The sequence below is a fragment of the Andreprevotia sp. IGB-42 genome, assembly GCF_009848685.1.
Classification (GTDB): Bacteria; Pseudomonadota; Gammaproteobacteria; order Burkholderiales; family Chitinibacteraceae; genus Andreprevotia.
In genome coordinates this window covers 303,976-322,366 of the sequence record NZ_WXTX01000001.1, presented here as the reverse complement: position 1 = coordinate 322,366, position 18,391 = coordinate 303,976, and the positions used below count along the sequence as shown (strand labels likewise).

The 18,391-nt window shown below is 61.5% G+C and carries 13 protein-coding genes; 5 read left to right on the top strand and 8 right to left on the bottom strand.

What is annotated here, in order from left to right:
• The first annotated feature begins 119 nt into the window (after positions 1-119).
• The 3 genes from rarD to IGB42_RS01415 all read left to right on the top strand — a co-directional run bounded on the left by rarD (position 120) and on the right by IGB42_RS01415 (position 2,213).
• The gene (gene rarD, locus IGB42_RS01425; protein ID WP_159665535.1) at positions 120-1,010 is read left to right on the top strand and encodes an EamA family transporter RarD; all 891 of its coding nucleotides are present in this window, start codon (positions 120-122) and stop codon (positions 1,008-1,010) included.
• Positions 1,011-1,148: 138 nt separating this feature from the next.
• The gene (locus IGB42_RS01420; RefSeq protein WP_159665533.1) at positions 1,149-1,685 is read left to right on the top strand and encodes a GNAT family N-acetyltransferase; all 537 of its coding nucleotides are present in this window, start codon (positions 1,149-1,151) and stop codon (positions 1,683-1,685) included.
• 36 nt (positions 1,686-1,721) lie between these two features.
• Positions 1,722-2,213: a DUF3291 domain-containing protein gene (locus IGB42_RS01415; protein WP_159665531.1), complete on the top strand. Its 492-nt coding sequence runs from the start codon at positions 1,722-1,724 to the stop codon at positions 2,211-2,213.
• Between the two features lie 160 nt (positions 2,214-2,373).
• On the opposite strand, the gene IGB42_RS22110 is transcribed toward IGB42_RS01415, so the two are convergent.
• The 8 genes from IGB42_RS22110 to zwf form a co-directional block, all read right to left on the bottom strand.
• Positions 2,374-4,026 carry a lytic polysaccharide monooxygenase gene (locus IGB42_RS22110; protein ID WP_159665529.1) on the bottom strand — a complete coding sequence of 551 codons (1,653 nt, stop codon included), beginning with the start codon at positions 4,024-4,026 and terminating at the stop codon, positions 2,374-2,376.
• A 220-nt stretch (positions 4,027-4,246) separates the two neighbouring features.
• The gene (gene lpdA / locus IGB42_RS01405; protein ID WP_159665527.1) at positions 4,247-6,055 is read right to left on the bottom strand and encodes a dihydrolipoyl dehydrogenase; all 1,809 of its coding nucleotides are present in this window, start codon (positions 6,053-6,055) and stop codon (positions 4,247-4,249) included.
• A gap of 10 nt (positions 6,056-6,065) precedes the next feature.
• On the bottom strand, positions 6,066-7,715 hold the full coding sequence (aceF, locus tag IGB42_RS01400; protein WP_159665525.1) for a dihydrolipoyllysine-residue acetyltransferase: 1,650 nt from the start codon (positions 7,713-7,715) through the stop codon (positions 6,066-6,068).
• A gap of 117 nt (positions 7,716-7,832) precedes the next feature.
• The gene (gene aceE, locus IGB42_RS01395; RefSeq protein WP_159665523.1) at positions 7,833-10,490 is read right to left on the bottom strand and encodes a pyruvate dehydrogenase (acetyl-transferring), homodimeric type; all 2,658 of its coding nucleotides are present in this window, start codon (positions 10,488-10,490) and stop codon (positions 7,833-7,835) included.
• A 76-nt stretch (positions 10,491-10,566) separates the two neighbouring features.
• Positions 10,567-12,213, bottom strand: coding sequence for a glucose-6-phosphate isomerase (gene pgi, locus IGB42_RS01390; RefSeq protein WP_159665521.1), 1,647 nt, complete (start codon positions 12,211-12,213; stop codon positions 10,567-10,569).
• A 39-nt stretch (positions 12,214-12,252) separates the two neighbouring features.
• The gene (hexR, locus tag IGB42_RS01385; RefSeq protein ID WP_159665519.1) at positions 12,253-13,098 is read right to left on the bottom strand and encodes a transcriptional regulator HexR; all 846 of its coding nucleotides are present in this window, start codon (positions 13,096-13,098) and stop codon (positions 12,253-12,255) included.
• 116 nt (positions 13,099-13,214) lie between these two features.
• Positions 13,215-13,913 carry a 6-phosphogluconolactonase gene (gene pgl, locus IGB42_RS01380; protein ID WP_159665517.1) on the bottom strand — a complete coding sequence of 233 codons (699 nt, stop codon included), beginning with the start codon at positions 13,911-13,913 and terminating at the stop codon, positions 13,215-13,217.
• A 109-nt stretch (positions 13,914-14,022) separates the two neighbouring features.
• Positions 14,023-15,474, bottom strand: coding sequence for a glucose-6-phosphate dehydrogenase (gene zwf, locus IGB42_RS01375; RefSeq protein ID WP_159665515.1), 1,452 nt, complete (start codon positions 15,472-15,474; stop codon positions 14,023-14,025).
• A 334-nt stretch (positions 15,475-15,808) separates the two neighbouring features.
• Here zwf and edd point away from each other — a divergent pair, with 334 nt between their 5' ends.
• Positions 15,809-17,641 (top strand): phosphogluconate dehydratase, encoded by a 1,833-nt coding sequence (gene edd, locus IGB42_RS01370; RefSeq protein WP_159665512.1) that lies wholly within the window; start codon positions 15,809-15,811, stop codon positions 17,639-17,641.
• A gap of 118 nt (positions 17,642-17,759) precedes the next feature.
• Positions 17,760-18,383, top strand: coding sequence for a bifunctional 4-hydroxy-2-oxoglutarate aldolase/2-dehydro-3-deoxy-phosphogluconate aldolase (locus tag IGB42_RS01365; protein ID WP_159665509.1), 624 nt, complete (start codon positions 17,760-17,762; stop codon positions 18,381-18,383).
• The last annotated feature ends 8 nt before the right edge of the window (positions 18,384-18,391 follow it).

The following is an 18,391-nucleotide window of genomic DNA, read 5'->3' as shown; positions in this document are numbered from 1 at the left end:
GTATCGGTCGCTTTCCCCAATGGGTAGTTTTGCCGCCAGTGCTTACCATTGTGCCGATTACCCAGGCCATGCCTGCCAGTCCACCTGTCCCTGCGGTGGACCACACTGCGGAATCATTCATGCAAACCGGCATCATCTACGGCCTGCTGGCCTATATCATCTGGGGCCTGTTGCCGCTCTACATCAAATCACTGCACGGCATCGGGCCGCTGGAAATCCTGCTGCACCGCATGGTGTGGTCGCTGGTTTTTCTCGGCGTGGTACTGGCATGGCGCCGCCACTGGGGCTGGATCAAGCCGGCGTTTTCCAACCCGAAACTCGTGCTGGGTTTCATCGTCAGCGCGCTGCTGCTCTCAGCCAACTGGTTTACCTATATCTGGGCGGTGAATGCCGGCCGGGTGGTCGATGCCAGTCTGGGGTATTTCATCAACCCGTTGTTCAACGTATTGCTGGGCGTATTGTTCCTGCATGAGCGGCTGCGGCGCGGCCAGTGGATGGCCATTGCCGTCGCTGCCGCCGGCGTGCTGTGGCTGACCGTGTCGCTCGGCCAACTGCCGTGGATTGCGCTGGTGCTGGCAGCCAGCTTCGGCACCTACGGGCTGCTGCGCAAGACGGCTGCACTGGGTGCGCTGGAAGGCCTGTCGCTGGAAACGTTGCTGCTGTTCCCGCTGGCCGGTAGCGCCTTGTTCTACCTGTTCGAAAGCGGCCAGGCTGGCTTCAGCCATGCCACCGGCACGGTGCAGTTGCTGGCATTGCTGGCCGGCCCCATTACCGCCGTGCCGCTGCTGCTGTTCGCCGCCAGTGCACGGCGCATTCCGCTATCGCTGCTGGGCCTGCTGCAATACACCGGCCCCACCCTGCAGCTGCTGTTGGGCGTATTGCTGTGGCACGAGCCATTCGGCGTGGACCGCCAGATCGGTTTTGCGCTGATCTGGAGCGCGCTGGTGCTGTATACGCTGGAAGGCTATTGGGCAAGCCGCCAGCGGGCTGCGCTGGCGGCCATGCGCTGAATGCATGGCCGCCATCTTCTTGATGGCTGCCGCGCAGGTATCGCGAATGGAATAATGCAGCCTTGATGGTTTATCCAGTATTCAAGCGTTGTTCCAGCCATGCATCCATTTCCGGAAATCAGTACCCCACGTTTGCTGTTGCGTGATATCCAGCCTGCCGATACTGCAGCAGTTTTCGCGCTGTTTGCCAACGACAGCGTGACCGAGTTCTATGATGTGGCGAGCTTCTCCGATATGGCCGAGGCCGCGCAATGGATCGCAAGTTGCCGCAGCGCATACCCAGCCGAAGGCATGGGCGGATTTCGTTGGGCCATTGCGCTTGCTGCTGCACCGGATACATTGATAGGCAGTTGCGGCTTTTACGCAGTCCATCCACAGTTTTGCTCATTGGCCATCGGCTACGACTTGCATCCTGCCTACTGGGGCAACGGTTATGCAGCGGAGGCAGTGCGGGCGATGCTCAACTTCTGTTTCACCCGCCATTTTCCTTGCCCAGTCAACCGCGTAACTGCCACCACCGATCTCGGCAGCCACAAATCCATCACGCTGCTGCGCAAGCTGGGTTTTGTCGAGGAAGGGGTATTACGACAATACGGCTATTGGAAGGGAAAGTTTCACGACGTGCGGCTGTTTTCGCTGCTGCAACTTGAATGGCGTGCTGGCGTACCCAGATAGCTGTTGCTGATACGCCATTACCTTTGGGAGTTCGCTTTGTCTGGATACCACCTTGCCCAGCTCAATATCGCCACCATGAAAATGCCGCTGGAATCACCGGGCATGGCGGATTTCGTCAACAACCTGGAACGCATCAATGCGCTGGCCGAGGCAAGCCCGGGCTTTGTGTGGCGGATGAAGGACGAAGGGGGCGATGCCACGGCCATGCGTGCCTTCGGCGCGGATATCCTTGCCAATATGTCGGTCTGGCAAGACGTTGATGCGCTGTCGAGCTACGTATTCAAGTCTGCCCATGTGGAAATCCTGCGCCGCCGCCGTGAGTGGTTCGAGCGCATGCAGAATGCCTATATGGTGCTGTGGTGGGTGCCCGCCGGGCATCAGCCCACGCTGGACGAGGCCGCTGCCCGCCTGGCGCAGCTGCGCGAATCGGGCGCCACCCAACAGGCATTCACCTTCCGCAGTGCTTTCCCGCCACCGGGGCAGGGGTTGCCACACGTTGCAGATCTGGAAGCGCGCGCCGAAAGCTAGCCCGGCTCATGGGTTGCAGCATCGGGAAGAGGGGAGGCCTGTCTGGTTCACAGGTCCGATTCATTCCGGCAGGCAACGTCCAGCATGCCGATAAAACAAAACCGCCGGCAAGCATCGCTTCCGGCGGTTTCGTTTACTGCGAACTACGTGTTGCTACTGATCAGCATGCGCCCAGCGATTTCCACAATGTGGTGCTGGCTGCCGGGTTCCAGCCTGCGCCCACATAAGCGGTATGCGCAACCTGTGCCTGGTAGTTGATGCCGTTGTAGCTGACCTTGACACCTACTGCATAGGTGTTGCCTTCAGCCCACGCCACGGCGCAAGTACCCGGTGCTGCCGTCGGGATTGCTGTCGGTGCAGTGGTCGGCACGGCAGTCGGTGCCGAAGTCGGCGCGGTTGTCGGCTTGGTGGTTGGAACCGGTGTTACGGTCGGTGCAACCGTCGGCGCCACGGTCGGCACGCTGGTGCTTGTAGTACCGCAAGCACCCAGGTCTTGCCACGGCTTGCCGTCGCCACTGTTGCTGGACGGGATATTGCCTTGTGTCCACCACTTGGCCTGGTAGTTACGGCCGTTGTAGCTCACCTTGTCGCCACCGTTGTAAGTGCTGGTGGTCGACCATGCTGCGTTGCAACCGGCGCCAGGCGCTGTGGTCGGTGTTGCAGTCGGTGCGATAGTGGGGGCAACAGTCGGTGCAACTGTCGGAACGGTTGTCGGCTTGGTCGTCGGTACCACGGTCGGTGTGGTGGTCGGCACGGTTGTCGGTGTCGTTGTCGGCACCACGGTCGGCACCACGGTCGGCTTGGTGGTCGGAACCACGGTCGGCACGGTTGTCGGTACCGGCGTTACGGCGCCGCCCTTGATGTCGATCGCGAAGGTGTAGGCGCTGCTGCCATCACGCGAGTAAACGCGGTTGGCCTGAGCATCCTGCACCGGCACGATGCTGCCGTTGCTGGTGTTGAGTACACCGATGGCAATGCGCGACGACGTACCGTTCACCTTCTGTGCCAGGTAGTACGGCCAGTTGGTGGCGGTGAACATCTCGTTGCCGGTTACGGAATCCCACGACATGGTTTGCGAGATCGATTCCACGTCGCCACCGGCTGCATTGAACAGGCGGAAGGTCACGACGGTATCGGAAGCCAGATTGGCCGATGCACGGACCTGGCCCAGTTCCTTGAAGTTGGAAGCGGTGGCCGAGAAGCTCACATCCGAGCATGAGTAGAACGCTTCGGCGCTGTCCGAACGCTGCCAGGTCACATACAGGATGTGGTTGCCGGTTTTCTTCGGCAGTTTGCAGGTCAGGTGGTAACGCTTGTTGGCATCACCGGCGATATTGCCCAGTTCGCAGAACTGCTCCAGGTCACTCCATTTCAGCGGGGCGGAATTGTTCCAGCCTTCCTTGGTGAAGTAGAACGCCCACTTGGCGGTCTGGTGCTGTGCCGGTGCGTTGTAGATGAATTCGAAATTGCCGTTGGCATCCGGTGCAATCGGTGTGGTCACCCAGTCATTGCGAACCAGGTTCAGGCCGGCGTAGTTGGATTTGCCGCCACCGCAGAGCTGGCCATCCGGCACGAAGGCCTGGTGGTTGCCGTTGGGCAACTGGTTGACGCCGCTCCAGTCATACAGCATCTGCGGGCCGGAGATGGCCACAGCGGCCTGGCAGGCAGCCGATTTTGGCGCCTCCGGACCTTCGTTGTAACAGTTCAGTACGCGGCTAACCGGAACTTCCATCGAACCGTGAGCGTAGACAAGGCTGGGCATGGCGAGCGCCACCGCCAAGCCAATTTGCCGCAGGGCAAAGGCTTGTTGCATTTCGATCTCCTCTTCTTCTTTGGTTACCCGCCGGACTGAGCGGATTGCCTCGCAAAATCATTTGTTTGCGTGGTCGCTGGCAAGCTTAAACGATAACGGCAAACGCATACAAGACCGGAGACGTTGATTAGAAAATGCTCAAGTGTTCCAGCAAAAAGCGCCGCCCGGACAACCGGTGCGGCGCTTTTTGTAGTCGTAAGCGATCGCCTACATAACTGGGTTACTTCCTTTTCAACGGTGGCAAGTCGGTGCAACTGCCTTCGAACACCTCGGCAGCCAGGCCGATCGATTCGCCCATGGTCGGGTGCGGGTGGATAGTGCGGGCAATATCCACCGCATCCGCACCCATTTCGATCGCCAGGCACACTTCGCCGATCATGTCGCCCGCGTGCGGGCCCACGATGGCACCACCGACGATACGGTGCGTTTCTGCATCGAAAATCAGCTTGGTAAAGCCTTCCGTGCGGTCATTGGCAATCGCGCGGCCGGATGCTGCCCACGGGAATACGCCTTTTTCCACCTTGATGCCCTGCGCCTTGGCGTCCGCCTCGGTCAGGCCCACCCAGGCCACTTCAGGGTCGGTATACGCCACGCCCGGGATCACGCGCGCATCGAAATAGGCCTTGTGGCCGGCCACATTCTCGGCTGCCACATGACCTTCGTGCACACCCTTGTGCGCCAGCATCGGCTGGCCGACGATGTCGCCAATCGCATAGATATGCGGCACGTTGGTGCGTTGTTGTTTATCCACAGCGATGAAGCCGCGTTGGTCAACTGCAACACCTGCGTTCTCGGCGCCGATCTTCTTGCCGTTGGGCGAGCGGCCGGTTGCGTACAGCACCAGGTCATAGCGCTGCGGTTCTTTCGGCGCATTCGCGCCTTCGAAACTCACGTACACCCCATCGGCCCGGGGCTCGACGGCCACGGTCCTGGTGTTCAGCATGATGTTGTCGAAGCGGTGGGCGTTCCATTTTTCCCACACCTTCACCAGATCGCGATCCGGCCCCTGCATCAGGCCATCGAGCATTTCGACCACATCGAGGCGTGCGCCCAGCGTCGAATACACGGTACCCATTTCCAGGCCGATGATGCCGCCGCCGATCACCAGCATTTTCTGCGGTACGCCTTTCAATTCCAGCGCGCCGGTCGAATCCACCACGCGCGGGTCATCCGGAATGAACGGCAGCTTCACCACCGACGAACCGGCGGCAATGATCGCCTGCTTGAAGCGGATTACCTGCTTGCTGCCGGTTTTGTCCTGGCCGCTGCCTTCGGTGGTTTCCACCTGCAGGTGATAGGCATCCAGGAAAGTGCCGATACCGCGGATCACGTCCACCTTGCGTGCCTTGGCCATGCCGGCCAGACCGCCGGTGAGCTTGCCGATCACTTTTTCCTTGTAGCCACGCAGTGCATCGATATCGACTTCCGGCTTGCCGAACTTGATACCGTGCGCTTCCAGGTGGCTCACTTCGTCGATCACCGCCGCGTTGTGCAGCAGTGCCTTGGAGGGGATGCAGCCCACGTTCAGGCATACGCCGCCCAGCGTGGCATAGCGCTCGACGATCACGGTCTTCACGCCCAGGTCGGCCGCGCGGAACGCTGCCGAATAACCACCGGGGCCGGCACCCAGCACCATCAGCTCGGTTTCGATATCCACCGGGCCGCTATAGCTGCCGGCAACGGGTGCGGCGGGCGGTGCCGGTGCTGGGGCAGCAGCGAGGGCTGGTGCCGGCGCAGCTGCCGGGGCAGGGGTTGGAGCAGGGGTTGGAGCAGGGGCTGCAGCAACGGCGGCAGCGGCTTCGATCACAGCAATCACGCTGCCTTCGGATACCTTGTCGCCCACCTTGACCTTCAGTTCCTTCACCACGCCGGCATGGCTGGCCGGCACTTCCATGGTGGCCTTGTCGGTTTCCAGCGTGATCAGGCTTTGTTCCACGGCCACGCTATCGCCCACGCTGACAAAAACTTCGATGATCTCGACGCCATCGTGGCCGCCGATATCCGGTACCTTGAGTTCGATTGTGCTCATCGCGTCGTCCTCACAGAACCAGACGACGGATGTCGGCCAGCAGTTTGCCCAGGTGAACCGTGAAACGGCCGGCTTGTGCGCCATCGATCACGCGGTGATCGAACGACAGCGACAGCGGGCACAACAGGCGCGGTTCGAACGCGGCACCGTTCCACACCGGCTTGATCTGACTCTTGCACACCCCCAGGATGGCCACTTCCGGCGCATTGATGATGGGCGTAAAGCTGGTGCCGCCAATGCCGCCCAGCGACGAGATGGTGAAGGTGGCGCCCTGCATGTCGGTCGGCTTGAGCTTGCCTTCGCGTGCCAGTGCCGACAGGTCGGTCAGCTCCTTGGCGATCTGCTTCAGGCCCTTCTTGTCGGCATCCTTGATCACCGGCACCACCAGGCCATTGGGCGTATCCGCTGCAAAACCGATGTGGTAGTACTGCTTGAGGATCAGGTTGTCGCCATCCAGCGAGGAATTCATTTCCGGGAACGCCTTCAGTGCCTCGGCAGCAGCCTTGATGATGAAGGCCAGTGGCGAGAGCTTGAGGCCGGATTTTTCCCATTCCTTGCCGATGCTCTTGCGGAATTCTTCCAGCTCGGTGATATCGCACTCGTCGTTGAACGTGACGTGCGGAATCACTACCCAGTTGCGATGCAGGTTCGCGCCGGAAATCTTCTTGATCTTGGATAGCGGCTTGGCTTCAACCGGGCCGAACTTGGCAAAATCGACCTTCGGCCACGGCAGCAGGTCGAGGCCGGCGCCGGAGCCGCCAGCCGCGGCAACCGGTGCAGCAATGCTGCCAGCCAGGACGCCTTTCACATAACCTTGCACGTCGGCATTGAGGATACGGCCCTTGGGCCCGCTGCCCTTGACCTTGCCCAGATCCACGCCCAGCTCACGTGCAAACTTGCGCACCGACGGGCTGGCATGCGCGCGGGAGAAACCGGCTTCATCGATCCTGGCCGGTGTGCTGGCTGCTGGCGCAGCAGCTGGTGCCGCTACCGGAGCAGCTGCGGCAACAGGTGCCGGTGCCGCCGCTGCGGGTGTGGCAGCAGGGGCAGGGCTGGCTGCAGCAGCCGTCGTACCGCTGGTTTTCACGGTGAGGATCAGCGTGCCCTGGCTGGCCTTGTCGCCCACCTTGATTGCCACGCTTTCCACCACGCCGGCTGCGCTCGATGGCACTTCCATCGTCGCCTTGTCGGTTTCCAGCGTGATCAGCGATTGTTCCAGCGCAATGGTGTCGCCAGCCTTCACCAGCACTTCGATCACGTCCACATCGGTGCTGCCACCGATATCGGGCACATGCACTTCAACACGCTGGCTTGCCGCAGTGCTGGCCGGGGCTGCAGCGGGTGTAACCGCCGGTGCGGGAGCAGCAGCCGGAGCGGGGCTCGCGGCAGGGGCCGCTGCAGCTGCAGCAGCGCCAGCGCCGGCTTCTTCCAGCAACAGGACCACCGTGCCTTCGGAAACCTTGTCGCCAACCTTGATCTTCATTTCCTTCACCACGCCGGCATGGCTGGCCGGTACTTCCATGGTGGCCTTGTCGGTTTCCAGCGTGATCAGGCTTTGTTCCTTGGCCACGGTGTCGCCAACGCTGACCAGCACTTCGATGACATCAACGCCGTCGTGGCCGCCAATGTCGGGAATCTTCAGTTCAATGATGTTGCTCATGTCCACATCCTGTGAGGGGTGAGGGATGAGAAGCAGGCAGCCGCCTGCTTCTGCCAGCATCCGGCACGGGCAACACGGTCGTTGCCGTGGCTGCCGCGCGCCGGGTGCCTCACGTCTTTACACGGTCCACGGGGCCGGGCGGTCGGTTTCGATGCCGTACTTGGCAATCGCTTCCGCCACGCGTGCGCGCTCGATCTTGCCTTCGTCGGCCAGCGCCTTCAGCGCGGCCAGTGCCACGTGGAAACGGTCCACTTCGAAGAACTTGCGCAGTTGCTGGCGGCTGTCCGAACGGCCGAAACCATCGGTGCCCAGCGTCACCATGCGTTGCGGCACGTACTCGCGGATCTGGTCGGCAAACACGCGCTTGTAGTCCGTCGCGGCAATCACCGGGCCCTGGCGATCCTGCAGCAGGCTGGTCACGTACGGCACCTGCTGTTCACCGGTCGGGTGCAGCAGGTTGTAGCGTTCTGCGGCCATGCCGTCGCGCTTGAGCTCGTTCAGGCTGGTGGCAGACCAGATGTCCGCATCCACGCCAAAATCGGCCTTCAGCAGTTCGGCCGCGGCAATCACTTCGCGGAAGATGGTGCCCGAACCCAGTAACTGTACCTTCAGCTTGGCATCGGCCGCACCTTCGCGGAACAGGTACATGCCCTTGATGATGCCTTCCTCTGCACCTGCCGGCATGGCCGGGTGGGTGTAGTTCTCGTTCATCACCGACAGGTAGTAGTAGATGTTTTCCTGATCCTGGTACATGCGCTTCATGCCGTTCTGCACGATCACTGCCAGCTCGTAGGCAAAGGTCGGGTCGTACGACACGCAGTTCGGGATGAACTCGGCAAACAGGTGGCCGTGGCCGTCCTGGTGCTGCAGGCCTTCGCCGTTCAGCGTGGTGCGCCCGGCAGTGCCGCCCACCAGGAAGCCGCGTGCACGCAGGTCACCTGCTGCCCAGGCCAGATCGCCCACGCGCTGGAAGCCGAACATCGAGTAGTAGATGTAGATCGGAATCATCGTCACGCCGTGGTTGGCGTACGAGGTGGCCGCAGCAATCCAGTCGGCCATCGCGCCGGCTTCGTTGATGCCTTCCTGCAGGATCTGCCCGTCGGTCGATTCCTTGTAGAACATCAGCTGGTCGGCATCCTGCGGTGCATACAGCTGGCCCACGTGCGACCAGATGCCCAACTGGCGGAACATGCCTTCCATGCCGAAAGTACGCGATTCATCCGGCACGATCGGTACCACGCGCTTGCCGATGTTCTTGTCCTTCACCAGCGTGTTCATGATGCGCACAAAGGCCATGGTGGTGGACATCTCGCGCTCGCCGGTGCTTTCCAGCTGTGCCTTGAAGGCATCCAGCGCCGGTACTTCCAGCGGCTCGTTCACCGGGTTGCGGGCGGGCAGGTAGCCACCCAGCGCGCCACGGCGTTCGTGCATGTATTTCATTTCCGGTGCATCGGCCGGCGGCAGGTAGAACTTGCAAGCCTTGGCCTCTTCATCGGTGAGCGGAATCTTGAAGCGGTCGCGCAGATGCAGCATGTCGTCGTCGGACAATTTCTTGGTCTGGTGCGCCACGTTCTGCGATTCACCAGCAGAACCCATGCCGTAGCCCTTGACGGTTTTCACCAGCAGCAGCGTCGGTGCGCCCTTGTGCTCCACGGCAGCCTTGTAGCCGGCATACACCTTGTGCGGGTCATTGCCGCCACGGGTCAGGCGCCAGATGTCGTCATCCGACATATTGGAAACCAGCTCTTTCAGCTCGGGCGAGTTGAAGAAGTACTCGCGTACGTACGCGCCGTCTTTCGACTTGTAGGTCTGGTATTCACCATCCACCACTTCGAGCATGCGCTTCTGCAGCACGCCTTTCTTGTCGCGCGCCAGCAGGGCATCCCAGCCCGAACCCCATACCACCTTGATCACGTTCCAGCCGGAACCGCGGAAATCGCCTTCCAGTTCCTGGATGATCTTGCCGTTACCGCGCACCGGGCCATCCAGGCGCTGCAGATTACAGTTGATCACGAACACCAGGTTGTCGAGCTTCTCGCGGCCAGCCAGCGAGATCGCACCCAGGGATTCCGGCTCGTCCATTTCGCCGTCGCCCATGAATGCCCATACCTTGCGGTCACCCTTCTGGGTAAAGCCGCGGTCGTGCAGGTACTTCATGAAGCGGGCCTGGTAGATGGCCATGATGGGGCCGAGGCCCATCGATACGGTGGGGAACTGCCAGAAGTTCGGCATCAGCCACGGGTGCGGGTACGAAGACAGGCCGCCACCGTCCACCTCTCGGCGGAACTTGTTCAGTTGCTCTTCGGTAATGCGGCCTTCCAGAAATGCACGTGCGTACATGCCCGGTGCGCTGTGGCCCTGGAAGTACACCAGGTCGCCGCCGTGATTGTCGCTCGGTGCATGCCAGAAATGGTTCCAGCCCACGTCATACAGTGCAGCAGCAGATGCAAACGAAGTGATGTGACCGCCCGGCTCGGCATCGCCGCGGTTGGCCTTGACCACCATCGCCGCAGCATTCCAGCGTGTGTACGAGCGGATGCGCTCTTCATAGCTGTGGTTACCCGGGCTTTTGGCCTCCAGGTGCTGCGGAATCGTGTTGATGTACGCAGTGGTGGCGGTGTACGGAATGTTCACGCCATCCTTGCGGGCATGGTCGATCAGTTGTTCGACCAGGAAGTGGGCGCGCTCCGCGCCTTCCTGTTCCAGCACGCCATCAAGGGCTTCAAGCCACTCGCGCGTTTCCTGGGGGTCGAGGTCATGATGCTGCTCTGCCATTGTCACTCTCACTTGGTGGTTGATCTATGTCTGCCTGCTTTCCCCGCCTCGGGTTGAGGCGGGGCCCTGCGGGCGGTTAGCGCGGGGTATTCCGCTTGTAGTAGTTGATGAGGCCGTTGGTCGACGCATCGTGGCTGCTGGTCAGCCCGGTGGTGTTCAGGTCTGCTTCCACCGTCTTGGCCAGTTGCTTGCCCAGTTCGACGCCCCACTGATCATAGGAGTTGATGTTCCAGATGGTGCCCTGCACGAACACCTTGTGTTCGTAGAGCGCAATCAGCGCGCCCAGGCGGCGCGGCGTCAGCCGCTGCATCAGGATGGTGTTGGTCGGGCGGTTGCCTTCGAAGATCTTGTGCGGCACCAGTGCATCCTGCGCCTCGCCGGTGATGCCGGCCTTGGTCAATTCTGCACGCACTTCGGCTTCGGTCTTGCCACGCATGAAGGCTTCGGTCTGCGCGAAGAAGTTGGCCATCAGGATGGTGCTGTGCGGCTCGGGCACCTCCGGGTGTTCCACGCTGGCGACGAAATCGATCGGCACCAGTTGCGAGCCCTGATGCAGCATCTGGTAGTACGCGTGCTGGCCGTTGATGCCGGCATCGCCCCATACCACCGGGCCTGTCTGGTAATCGACGCGCTGGCCGTCCAGATCCACGGTCTTGCCGTTCGATTCCATGTCCAGCTGCTGCAGGTAGGCCGGGAAGCGCTGCAGGCTCTGGTTGTACGGCGAAACCAGATGCGTGGCCGCGCCGAAGAAGTTGATGTACCACACGCCCAGCACGGCCAGGATCACCGGCAGGTTCTGTTCCAGCGGCTTGTTCTTGAAGTGCTCGTCCATGGTGTAAGCACCATGCAGCAGATCCTGGTAGTCGTGGCGACCCAGGTAAATGGCAATGGCGAGGCCGATGGCAGACCACAGCGAATAACGGCCACCCACCCAGTCCCAGAATTCGAACATGTTGGCGGTATCGATGCCGAACTCGGCCACCGCCTTGGCATTGGTCGAAACGGCGACGAAATGCTTGGCAATGTGCGCTTCATTGCCCACGCGGTCGAGGAACCACTGCCGCGCGGTACGCGCGTTGGTGATGGTTTCCTGCGTGGTGAAGGTCTTGGAGGCCACGATGAACAGCGTGGTTTCCGGGTTCAGGTTCTTCAGGATCGAAACGATCTGGTCGCCGTCCACGGTGGAAACAAAATGCATGCTCAGGCGCTGGTGGCCAAAGCTCTTCAATGCATTGCACACCATCACCGGGCCCAGGTCAGAGCCGCCGATACCGATGTTGACGATATCGGTGAAGGCCTTGCCGGTGTAGCCGACACGTTCGCCCGAGCGGATCTCGTCGGAGAACTGGAACATTTTCTCCTTCACCGCGTTGACCTTGGGCATCACATCGTCGCCGTCGACCAGGATCGGGTTCTTGTCGAGGTTGCGCAGCGCCACGTGCAGCACGGCGCGGTTTTCGGTGATGTTGATCTTGTCGCCGGCAAACATCTTTGCCGCGCGCTCGGCCACGCCGGCCTGGCGTGCCAGGTCAAACAGCAGCGCCATGGTCTTTTCGGTGACGCGGTTCTTCGAATAATCGAAGAACAGGCCACCGGATTCGAGCGAGAATTTCTCGAAGCGCTGCGGGTCTTGTTCGAACAACTCGCGCATATGCTGGCCTTGCACTTCCTTGAAGTGCTCTGCCAGAGCGAGCCATGCCGGTGATTGAGTCAAGCTGGACATCGTAAATCTTCCTTGAGTCAGAAACAGGGGCGCCAGCGGTCAGTTGTCGTGACCGCGTACGCGCTTTTCCTTGAGGTTGCGTTTCATTTTTTCGAGCTGATCGATCAGCTCGGGCCCACGTTTGAGCGCTACGCCCACCGCAAGCACGTCGATGATGACCAGGTGCACGATGCGCGTGATCATCGGGGTGTACAGATCGGGGTCTTCCATCGTGTCGGCATACAGGCAGATGTTGCAGCGCTTGGCCAACGGCGATTTGGAATGGGTGATGCCGATCACGTCGGCGCCCGCATCGCGGGCAATTTCCACCGAGCGGATCAGGTCGAGCGTGCGGCCGGAGTTCGATACCGCCACCACCGCATCACCGGGCTTGAGCATGGATGCGCTCATGCCGTGCATGTGCGGGTCGGTATACGCCACCGTAGGCACGCCCAGGCGGAAAAACTTGTTCTGTGCATCGATGGCCACCGCACCGGATTGCCCCTGGCCCCACACTTCGATCTTGTGCGTGTTGGAGAGCACCTTGATCGCGCGCTCCAGTACATCGGTATCGAGTTCGTTGCGGCAGCGCAGCAGGTGGGAGATGTTGTTGTCGAACAGCTTCTTGGCCAGATCGTGGGCCGAATCCTCGGCAGACACCATCGAGTGCACATAAGGCACGCCGGACACCAGACTGCGTGTCAGGCGCAACTTGAAATCCTGCAGGCCCGAACAATTGAGGGAGCGACAAAAGCGGATCACTGTCGGTTGCGAGACTTCGGCCAGTTCGGCGATCTGTGCGATCGGCGCATTGGCCACCAGATTCGGTTGTGCCAGTACCAGTTCGGCGACTTTGCGCTCGGATCTGGACAGGCTGTCGATCATGGTTTTAATTCGTTCCAGCATGCATCGCTCTCTTGAAAATCGAAGCCCAGTGGGCGTCCGATTGGGCCGCTACTTGAAACAGCGGGGCAGTCTGCTGTTCACAGAAAGCCCCGTCTCTTGTGGTTGCTGTGCGCCGGTCAGGCCGCCCAGAACACGTCTTTGTGCCCGACAACCTGGTCAAGCACGCGGCGAATCGGGTATTGCTCGGTGACTGTTTTCTGTTCTGCCATGGCGGTTTCTAGCAGCGATTTCTTGCCTTCGCCAGTAATGTGCACGATCACGTGCCGCGCCTTGGCAATGGTCGGCAGTGTGAGGGTGATGCGCTGGTGCGGTGCAGCTGGCGGGGTGACCGCAGCCACCAGCGCGGTGGATGCGCAGGCGGCTTCGAGTTCTGCCGCAGCGGGGAACAGCGATGCGGTATGGCCATCGTCGCCCATGCCGAGGATCAGCACGTCGATGGGCGAGGGCAGTGCGGCAAGGCGTGCCTCGATTTCCGCTGCGCCTTCGTGCGGCGTGGCCGCGGTGGAAACCGGCGAGATGAAGCGTGCTGCGGCCGCCGCACCCACCAGCAGGTTCTGGCGCACGGTACGCTCGTTGCTGTCGGCGTGGTCAACCGGCACCCAGCGCTCGTCCACCAGCGTGATCACCACGCGGGACCAGTCGATGGGCTGTTCGCCCAGCGCCTTGAACATGCCGGCCGGGGTACGGCCGCCCGAAACGGCAATGCCGGCGATGCCGCGTTCGGCAATGGCCGCATTCAGGTCGGCAGCCAGCGCGTGCGCCAGTTGCGCGTCGAGTTGTTCTTTGGATGCAAATTCATGCCATTGCAGGGACATCGGTAACCTTCAGGGTGTGTGGTGGGCGGTTTGGCTTCGGGCGGGCCACGCAAGCCGTTGATGGACAGCGGCTGCGTGGCGGTCCGGGCACGTGGCCCGGCGCTGCCGGTCAGGCTTCTTCGTGCCAGGACATGCCGTCGCGCGACAGCAGTGCCGAAGCCGCTGCCGGCCCCCAGGTCCCTGCGGTGTACGGCTTGGGGCCTTCGCTGCTGTTTTCCCAGCTGTCGATGATGGGCTCGACCCATTTCCACGCAGCTTGCAGTTCGTCGCGACGCACGAACAGCGACAGGTCGCCGCGGATCACGTCCATCAGCAGGCGTTCGTACGCTTCCGGGCTGCGTGCCGAGAAGAATTCCTTGAAGTCGAGATCCAGATGTACCGGGCGCAGGCGGAACTGGTTGCCCGGCTCCTTGGCCATCAGGTACAGGCGTACCGATTCATCCGGCTGCAGGCGGATCACCAGGCGGTTGGGCGTGGCGGTGCGGCCGAAAATGGAGTGCGGTGCTTCGCGGAAGTTGATGACGATCTCGGCCAGACGCTCTTGCAGGCGTTTGCCGGTACGCAGGTAGAACGGTACGCCAGCCCAGCGCCAGGTCTGGATTTCGGCCTTCAACGCCACGAAGGTTTCAGTCTTGGACGAAGCGGGCACGCCCGGTTCTTCCAGGTAGCCTTGCACCGGCTTGCCGTTGATGGCGCCGGCACGGTACTGGCCGCGCACCACGTGGCTGTGCACGGTTTCGGTAGTCAGTGGCTTGAGCGCGCGCAGGATCTTGAGCTTTTCATCACGCACCGCATCGCCGTCGATGCTGGCCGGCGGCTCCATCGCCACGATGGTCAGCAATTGCAACAGGTGGTTCTGGATCATGTCGCGCAGCGCACCGGCCTTGTCGTAGAAGTCGGCACGGGTTTCCACGCCAACCTGCTCGGTCACGGTGATCTGTACATCGCGGATCCATTCACGGCGCCACAGCGGTTCCAGCAAGGTATTGCCGAAGCGCAGCGCGATCAGGTTCAGCACCGGCTCTTTGCCCAGGTAGTGGTCGATCCGGTAGATTTGCTGTTCCTGGAAGAACTCGCCCACTTCGTGGCTGATCTTGTTGGAGGACGCCAGGTCGTGGCCCAGCGGTTTTTCCAGTACCACGCGCGAATTGCCCTTGTTCAGGCCAACGCCTGCCAGGCTCTTCGAGATCGGTGCGAACAGATCCGGCGCAGTGGAGAGGTAGAATACGCGGGAGCGGTTGGGGTATTCGCCCAGCACGTCGGCCAGTTTCTGGAATTCTTCTGGCTGATTCGCGTCCAGCTTCAGATACTGGATGCGGGCTGCGAAAGAAGCCCAGTCTGCATCGTTGTAGGCACTGCCCAGGTAGCCCTTGGCCAGACCGTGAGCTTTGTCGAGGTAGGCTGCGGTGTCGGGTACGCTGCGGCCGAGACAGATCAGGCGGCCTTCGGCAGGCAGGTTACCATCCTGGTGCTGGTGATACAGTGCAGGCAGCAATTTGCGCATTACCAAATCACCGGTGCCACCGAACAGCACCATATCAAAAGCGTCGATCGCGGTCATTGCGGAGAGTTCCTCTGTTGTTCTGGGCTCGGAAACTGCGTCGGCGCATGCGAAAATCGACGGCCGTGCCGAGGTTGGATGTAGTAAGACTTTGTAATCTTACTACACCCCGAAAATTGCACGCAAACGGTTTTGTTTTGCCAGATTGGTGCACGGGCACCGAAGCAGCGCAAATGCTGCAAACCCGCGCTGATGCTGACTGTTGCTGCAATGCACCACCGAGGGTTTCCTGCATGCTTACAGTTGAATTTGTAGTGCGTCTGTAGTAAAACTACGCTTGATTTTTCGCGGTGCGATCGTTGTTTGTCGCTACCGCTTGACCCGGAGCTTGTCAATGTCGTCCCGCCCTTTGCACCCTCGCCTGAATGAAGTGACCCAGCGCATCATCGAGCGCAGCCGCCCATCGCGCGCCCGCTATCTGCAGCGCCTGGAAGCTGCCGCGGCGAAGGAGCCGATGCGCAAGGGCCTTGCCTGTACCAACCAGGCGCACGCATGGGCAGCGGCACCGGAAAACGACAAGATCATGATGCGCGAAATGCGCCAGCCCAACATCGGCATCGTGTCGTCCTACAACGATATGCTGTCCGCGCACCAGCCGCTGGAAACCTTCCCTGCCATCATCAAGGCTGCCGTGCGCGAAGCCGGCGCCACCGCGCAATACGCTGGTGGCACACCCGCCATGTGCGATGGCGTGACGCAAGGCCAGCCGGGCATGGAGCTGAGCCTGTTCAGTCGCGACGTGATCGCCATGAGCACGGCAGTAGCACTGTCGCACAATGTGTTCGATGCTGCAGTGTATCTGGGCGTCTGTGACAAGATCATTCCGGGCCTGCTGATCGGTGCATTGCAGTTCGGCCATCTGCCGGCGGTGTTCGTGCCTGCCGGGCCGATGACATCGGGCATTTCCAACAAAGACAAAGCCAAGGTGCGTCAGCTGTTTGCCGAGGGCAAGTGCGGTCGCGATGAGTTGCTGGCGTCCGAAGAGGGCAGCTATCACGGCGCGGGCACCTGTACCTTCTACGGTACCGCCAACTCCAACCAGATGCTGATGGAAGTGATGGGCCTGCATTTGCCGGGCGCCGCTTTCGTCAATCCCAACACCCCGTTGCGGGATGCGCTTACCGCCGCGGCTGGCCGCCGCGCCGCGCGGATCACCGCGCTGGGCGAAGAATTCATTCCGGTGGGCAAGGTGGTGGATGAAAAAGCCATCGTCAACGGTATTGTCGGCCTGCTGGCGACTGGCGGCTCCACCAATCACACCATCCATTTGATCGCCATTGCCAAGGCAGCCGGCATCGAGATCAACTGGGATGATTTCCACGATCTGTCCGAAGTGACGCCGCTGCTGGCGCGCGTCTATCCGAATGGCTCGGCGGACGTGAACCATTTCCATGCCGCAGGCGGCATGGGCTACCTGATCCGCGAGCTGGTCGATTCCGGTCATCTGCACGACGACGTGCTGACTGTCGCCGGCCACGGACTGCGCCGCTATGCGCAAGAGCCATTCCTGATCGATGGTCATGCCGAATGGCGGGATGCGCCGGCCCAGTCGGGTGACGACAGCGTATTGCGCCCGGCCAGCAGCCCCTTCAGTGCGGATGGCGGTCTGCGCCTGCTGTCCGGCAACGTTGGTCGTTCGGTGATCAAGGTCTCGGCGGTTGCGCCGGAGCACCGTGTGGTCGAAGCGCCGGCCATCGTGTTCGATGACCAGGACGACATGCTGGAAGCATTCCAGCGCGGTGAGCTGGAAAAGGATTTCGTTGCCGTGCTGCGCTTCCAAGGCCCGCGTGCCAATGGCATGCCGGAGTTGCACAAGCTGACCCCGGCGCTGGGTGTGTTGCAGGATCGCGGTTTCAAGGTGGCGCTGGTGACCGATGGCCGCATGTCCGGCGCATCCGGCAAGGTGCCGTCCGCCATCCACATGACGCCTGAAGTCCTGTCCGGCGGCCCGCTCGGCAAGGTGCGCGATGGTGACGTGATCCGCCTGGACGCCGAACTGGGCGTGATCGAAGCAAAGGTGGCCCCGGTTGAGTGGGCCAAGCGCGACTGCGCCACCGCCGATATGGCCAAGAATGGCCATGGTATGGGCCGCGAGCTGTTTGCCAGCTTCCGTGCGTCGGCAACCGGTGCAGAAGAGGGTGCGATCTCGCTGGGCCTCGCGCACTAATTAGAGATACATATTTCGCAGTATCGCCGGGCTATCGTCCGGTTCAAACGCCGGTATCGATTCCGGCACGCTCGCCCAGGGGCGGGTTTTGATCAACGAACCAGCAAGAAAACAGACCATGCAAATTCGAGAAATCATGCGCTCGTGCCCGGTGATGCCGGTCATCGTGATCGACGATCTGGAAACCGCAGTGCCGCTGGCACGTGCTTTGGTTGCAGGTGGCATCAAGGTATTGGAAGTCACCCTGCGTACACCGGTTGCGCTGGCGGCGGTCAAGGCCATTGCCGAAAGTGTGCCGGAAGCCATCGTTGGTGTCGGTACCGTAGTGCGTCCGGAACAGTTTGCCGAAGCCAAGGCCGCGGGTGCCGTGTTCGCGGTGACCCCGGGCCTGACGCCCAAGCTGGCCGCTGCCGCTCGTGAAGCAGGCATTCCGCTGCTGCCAGGCGTGATGACACCGTCCGAAGTGATTGCCGCGCTGGAAGAGGGCTTCGATGCGCTCAAGCTGTTCCCGGCCGAGCAGGCTGGCAGCTACGGCATGCTCAAGGCACTGGGTGGCCCGCTGCCGCAGGCATTGTTCTGTCCGACTGGCGGCGTGACCGTGGAATCCGCTCCGAAATTGCTTGCCTTGCCCAATGTCGGTTGCGTCGGTGGTTCGTGGCTCTGTCCGAAAGACCTGGTTGCCGCTGGCGACTGGGCCGGCATTACCGCCATCGCACGCGAAGCCGCTGCACTCGGCAAGTAATCCCATCC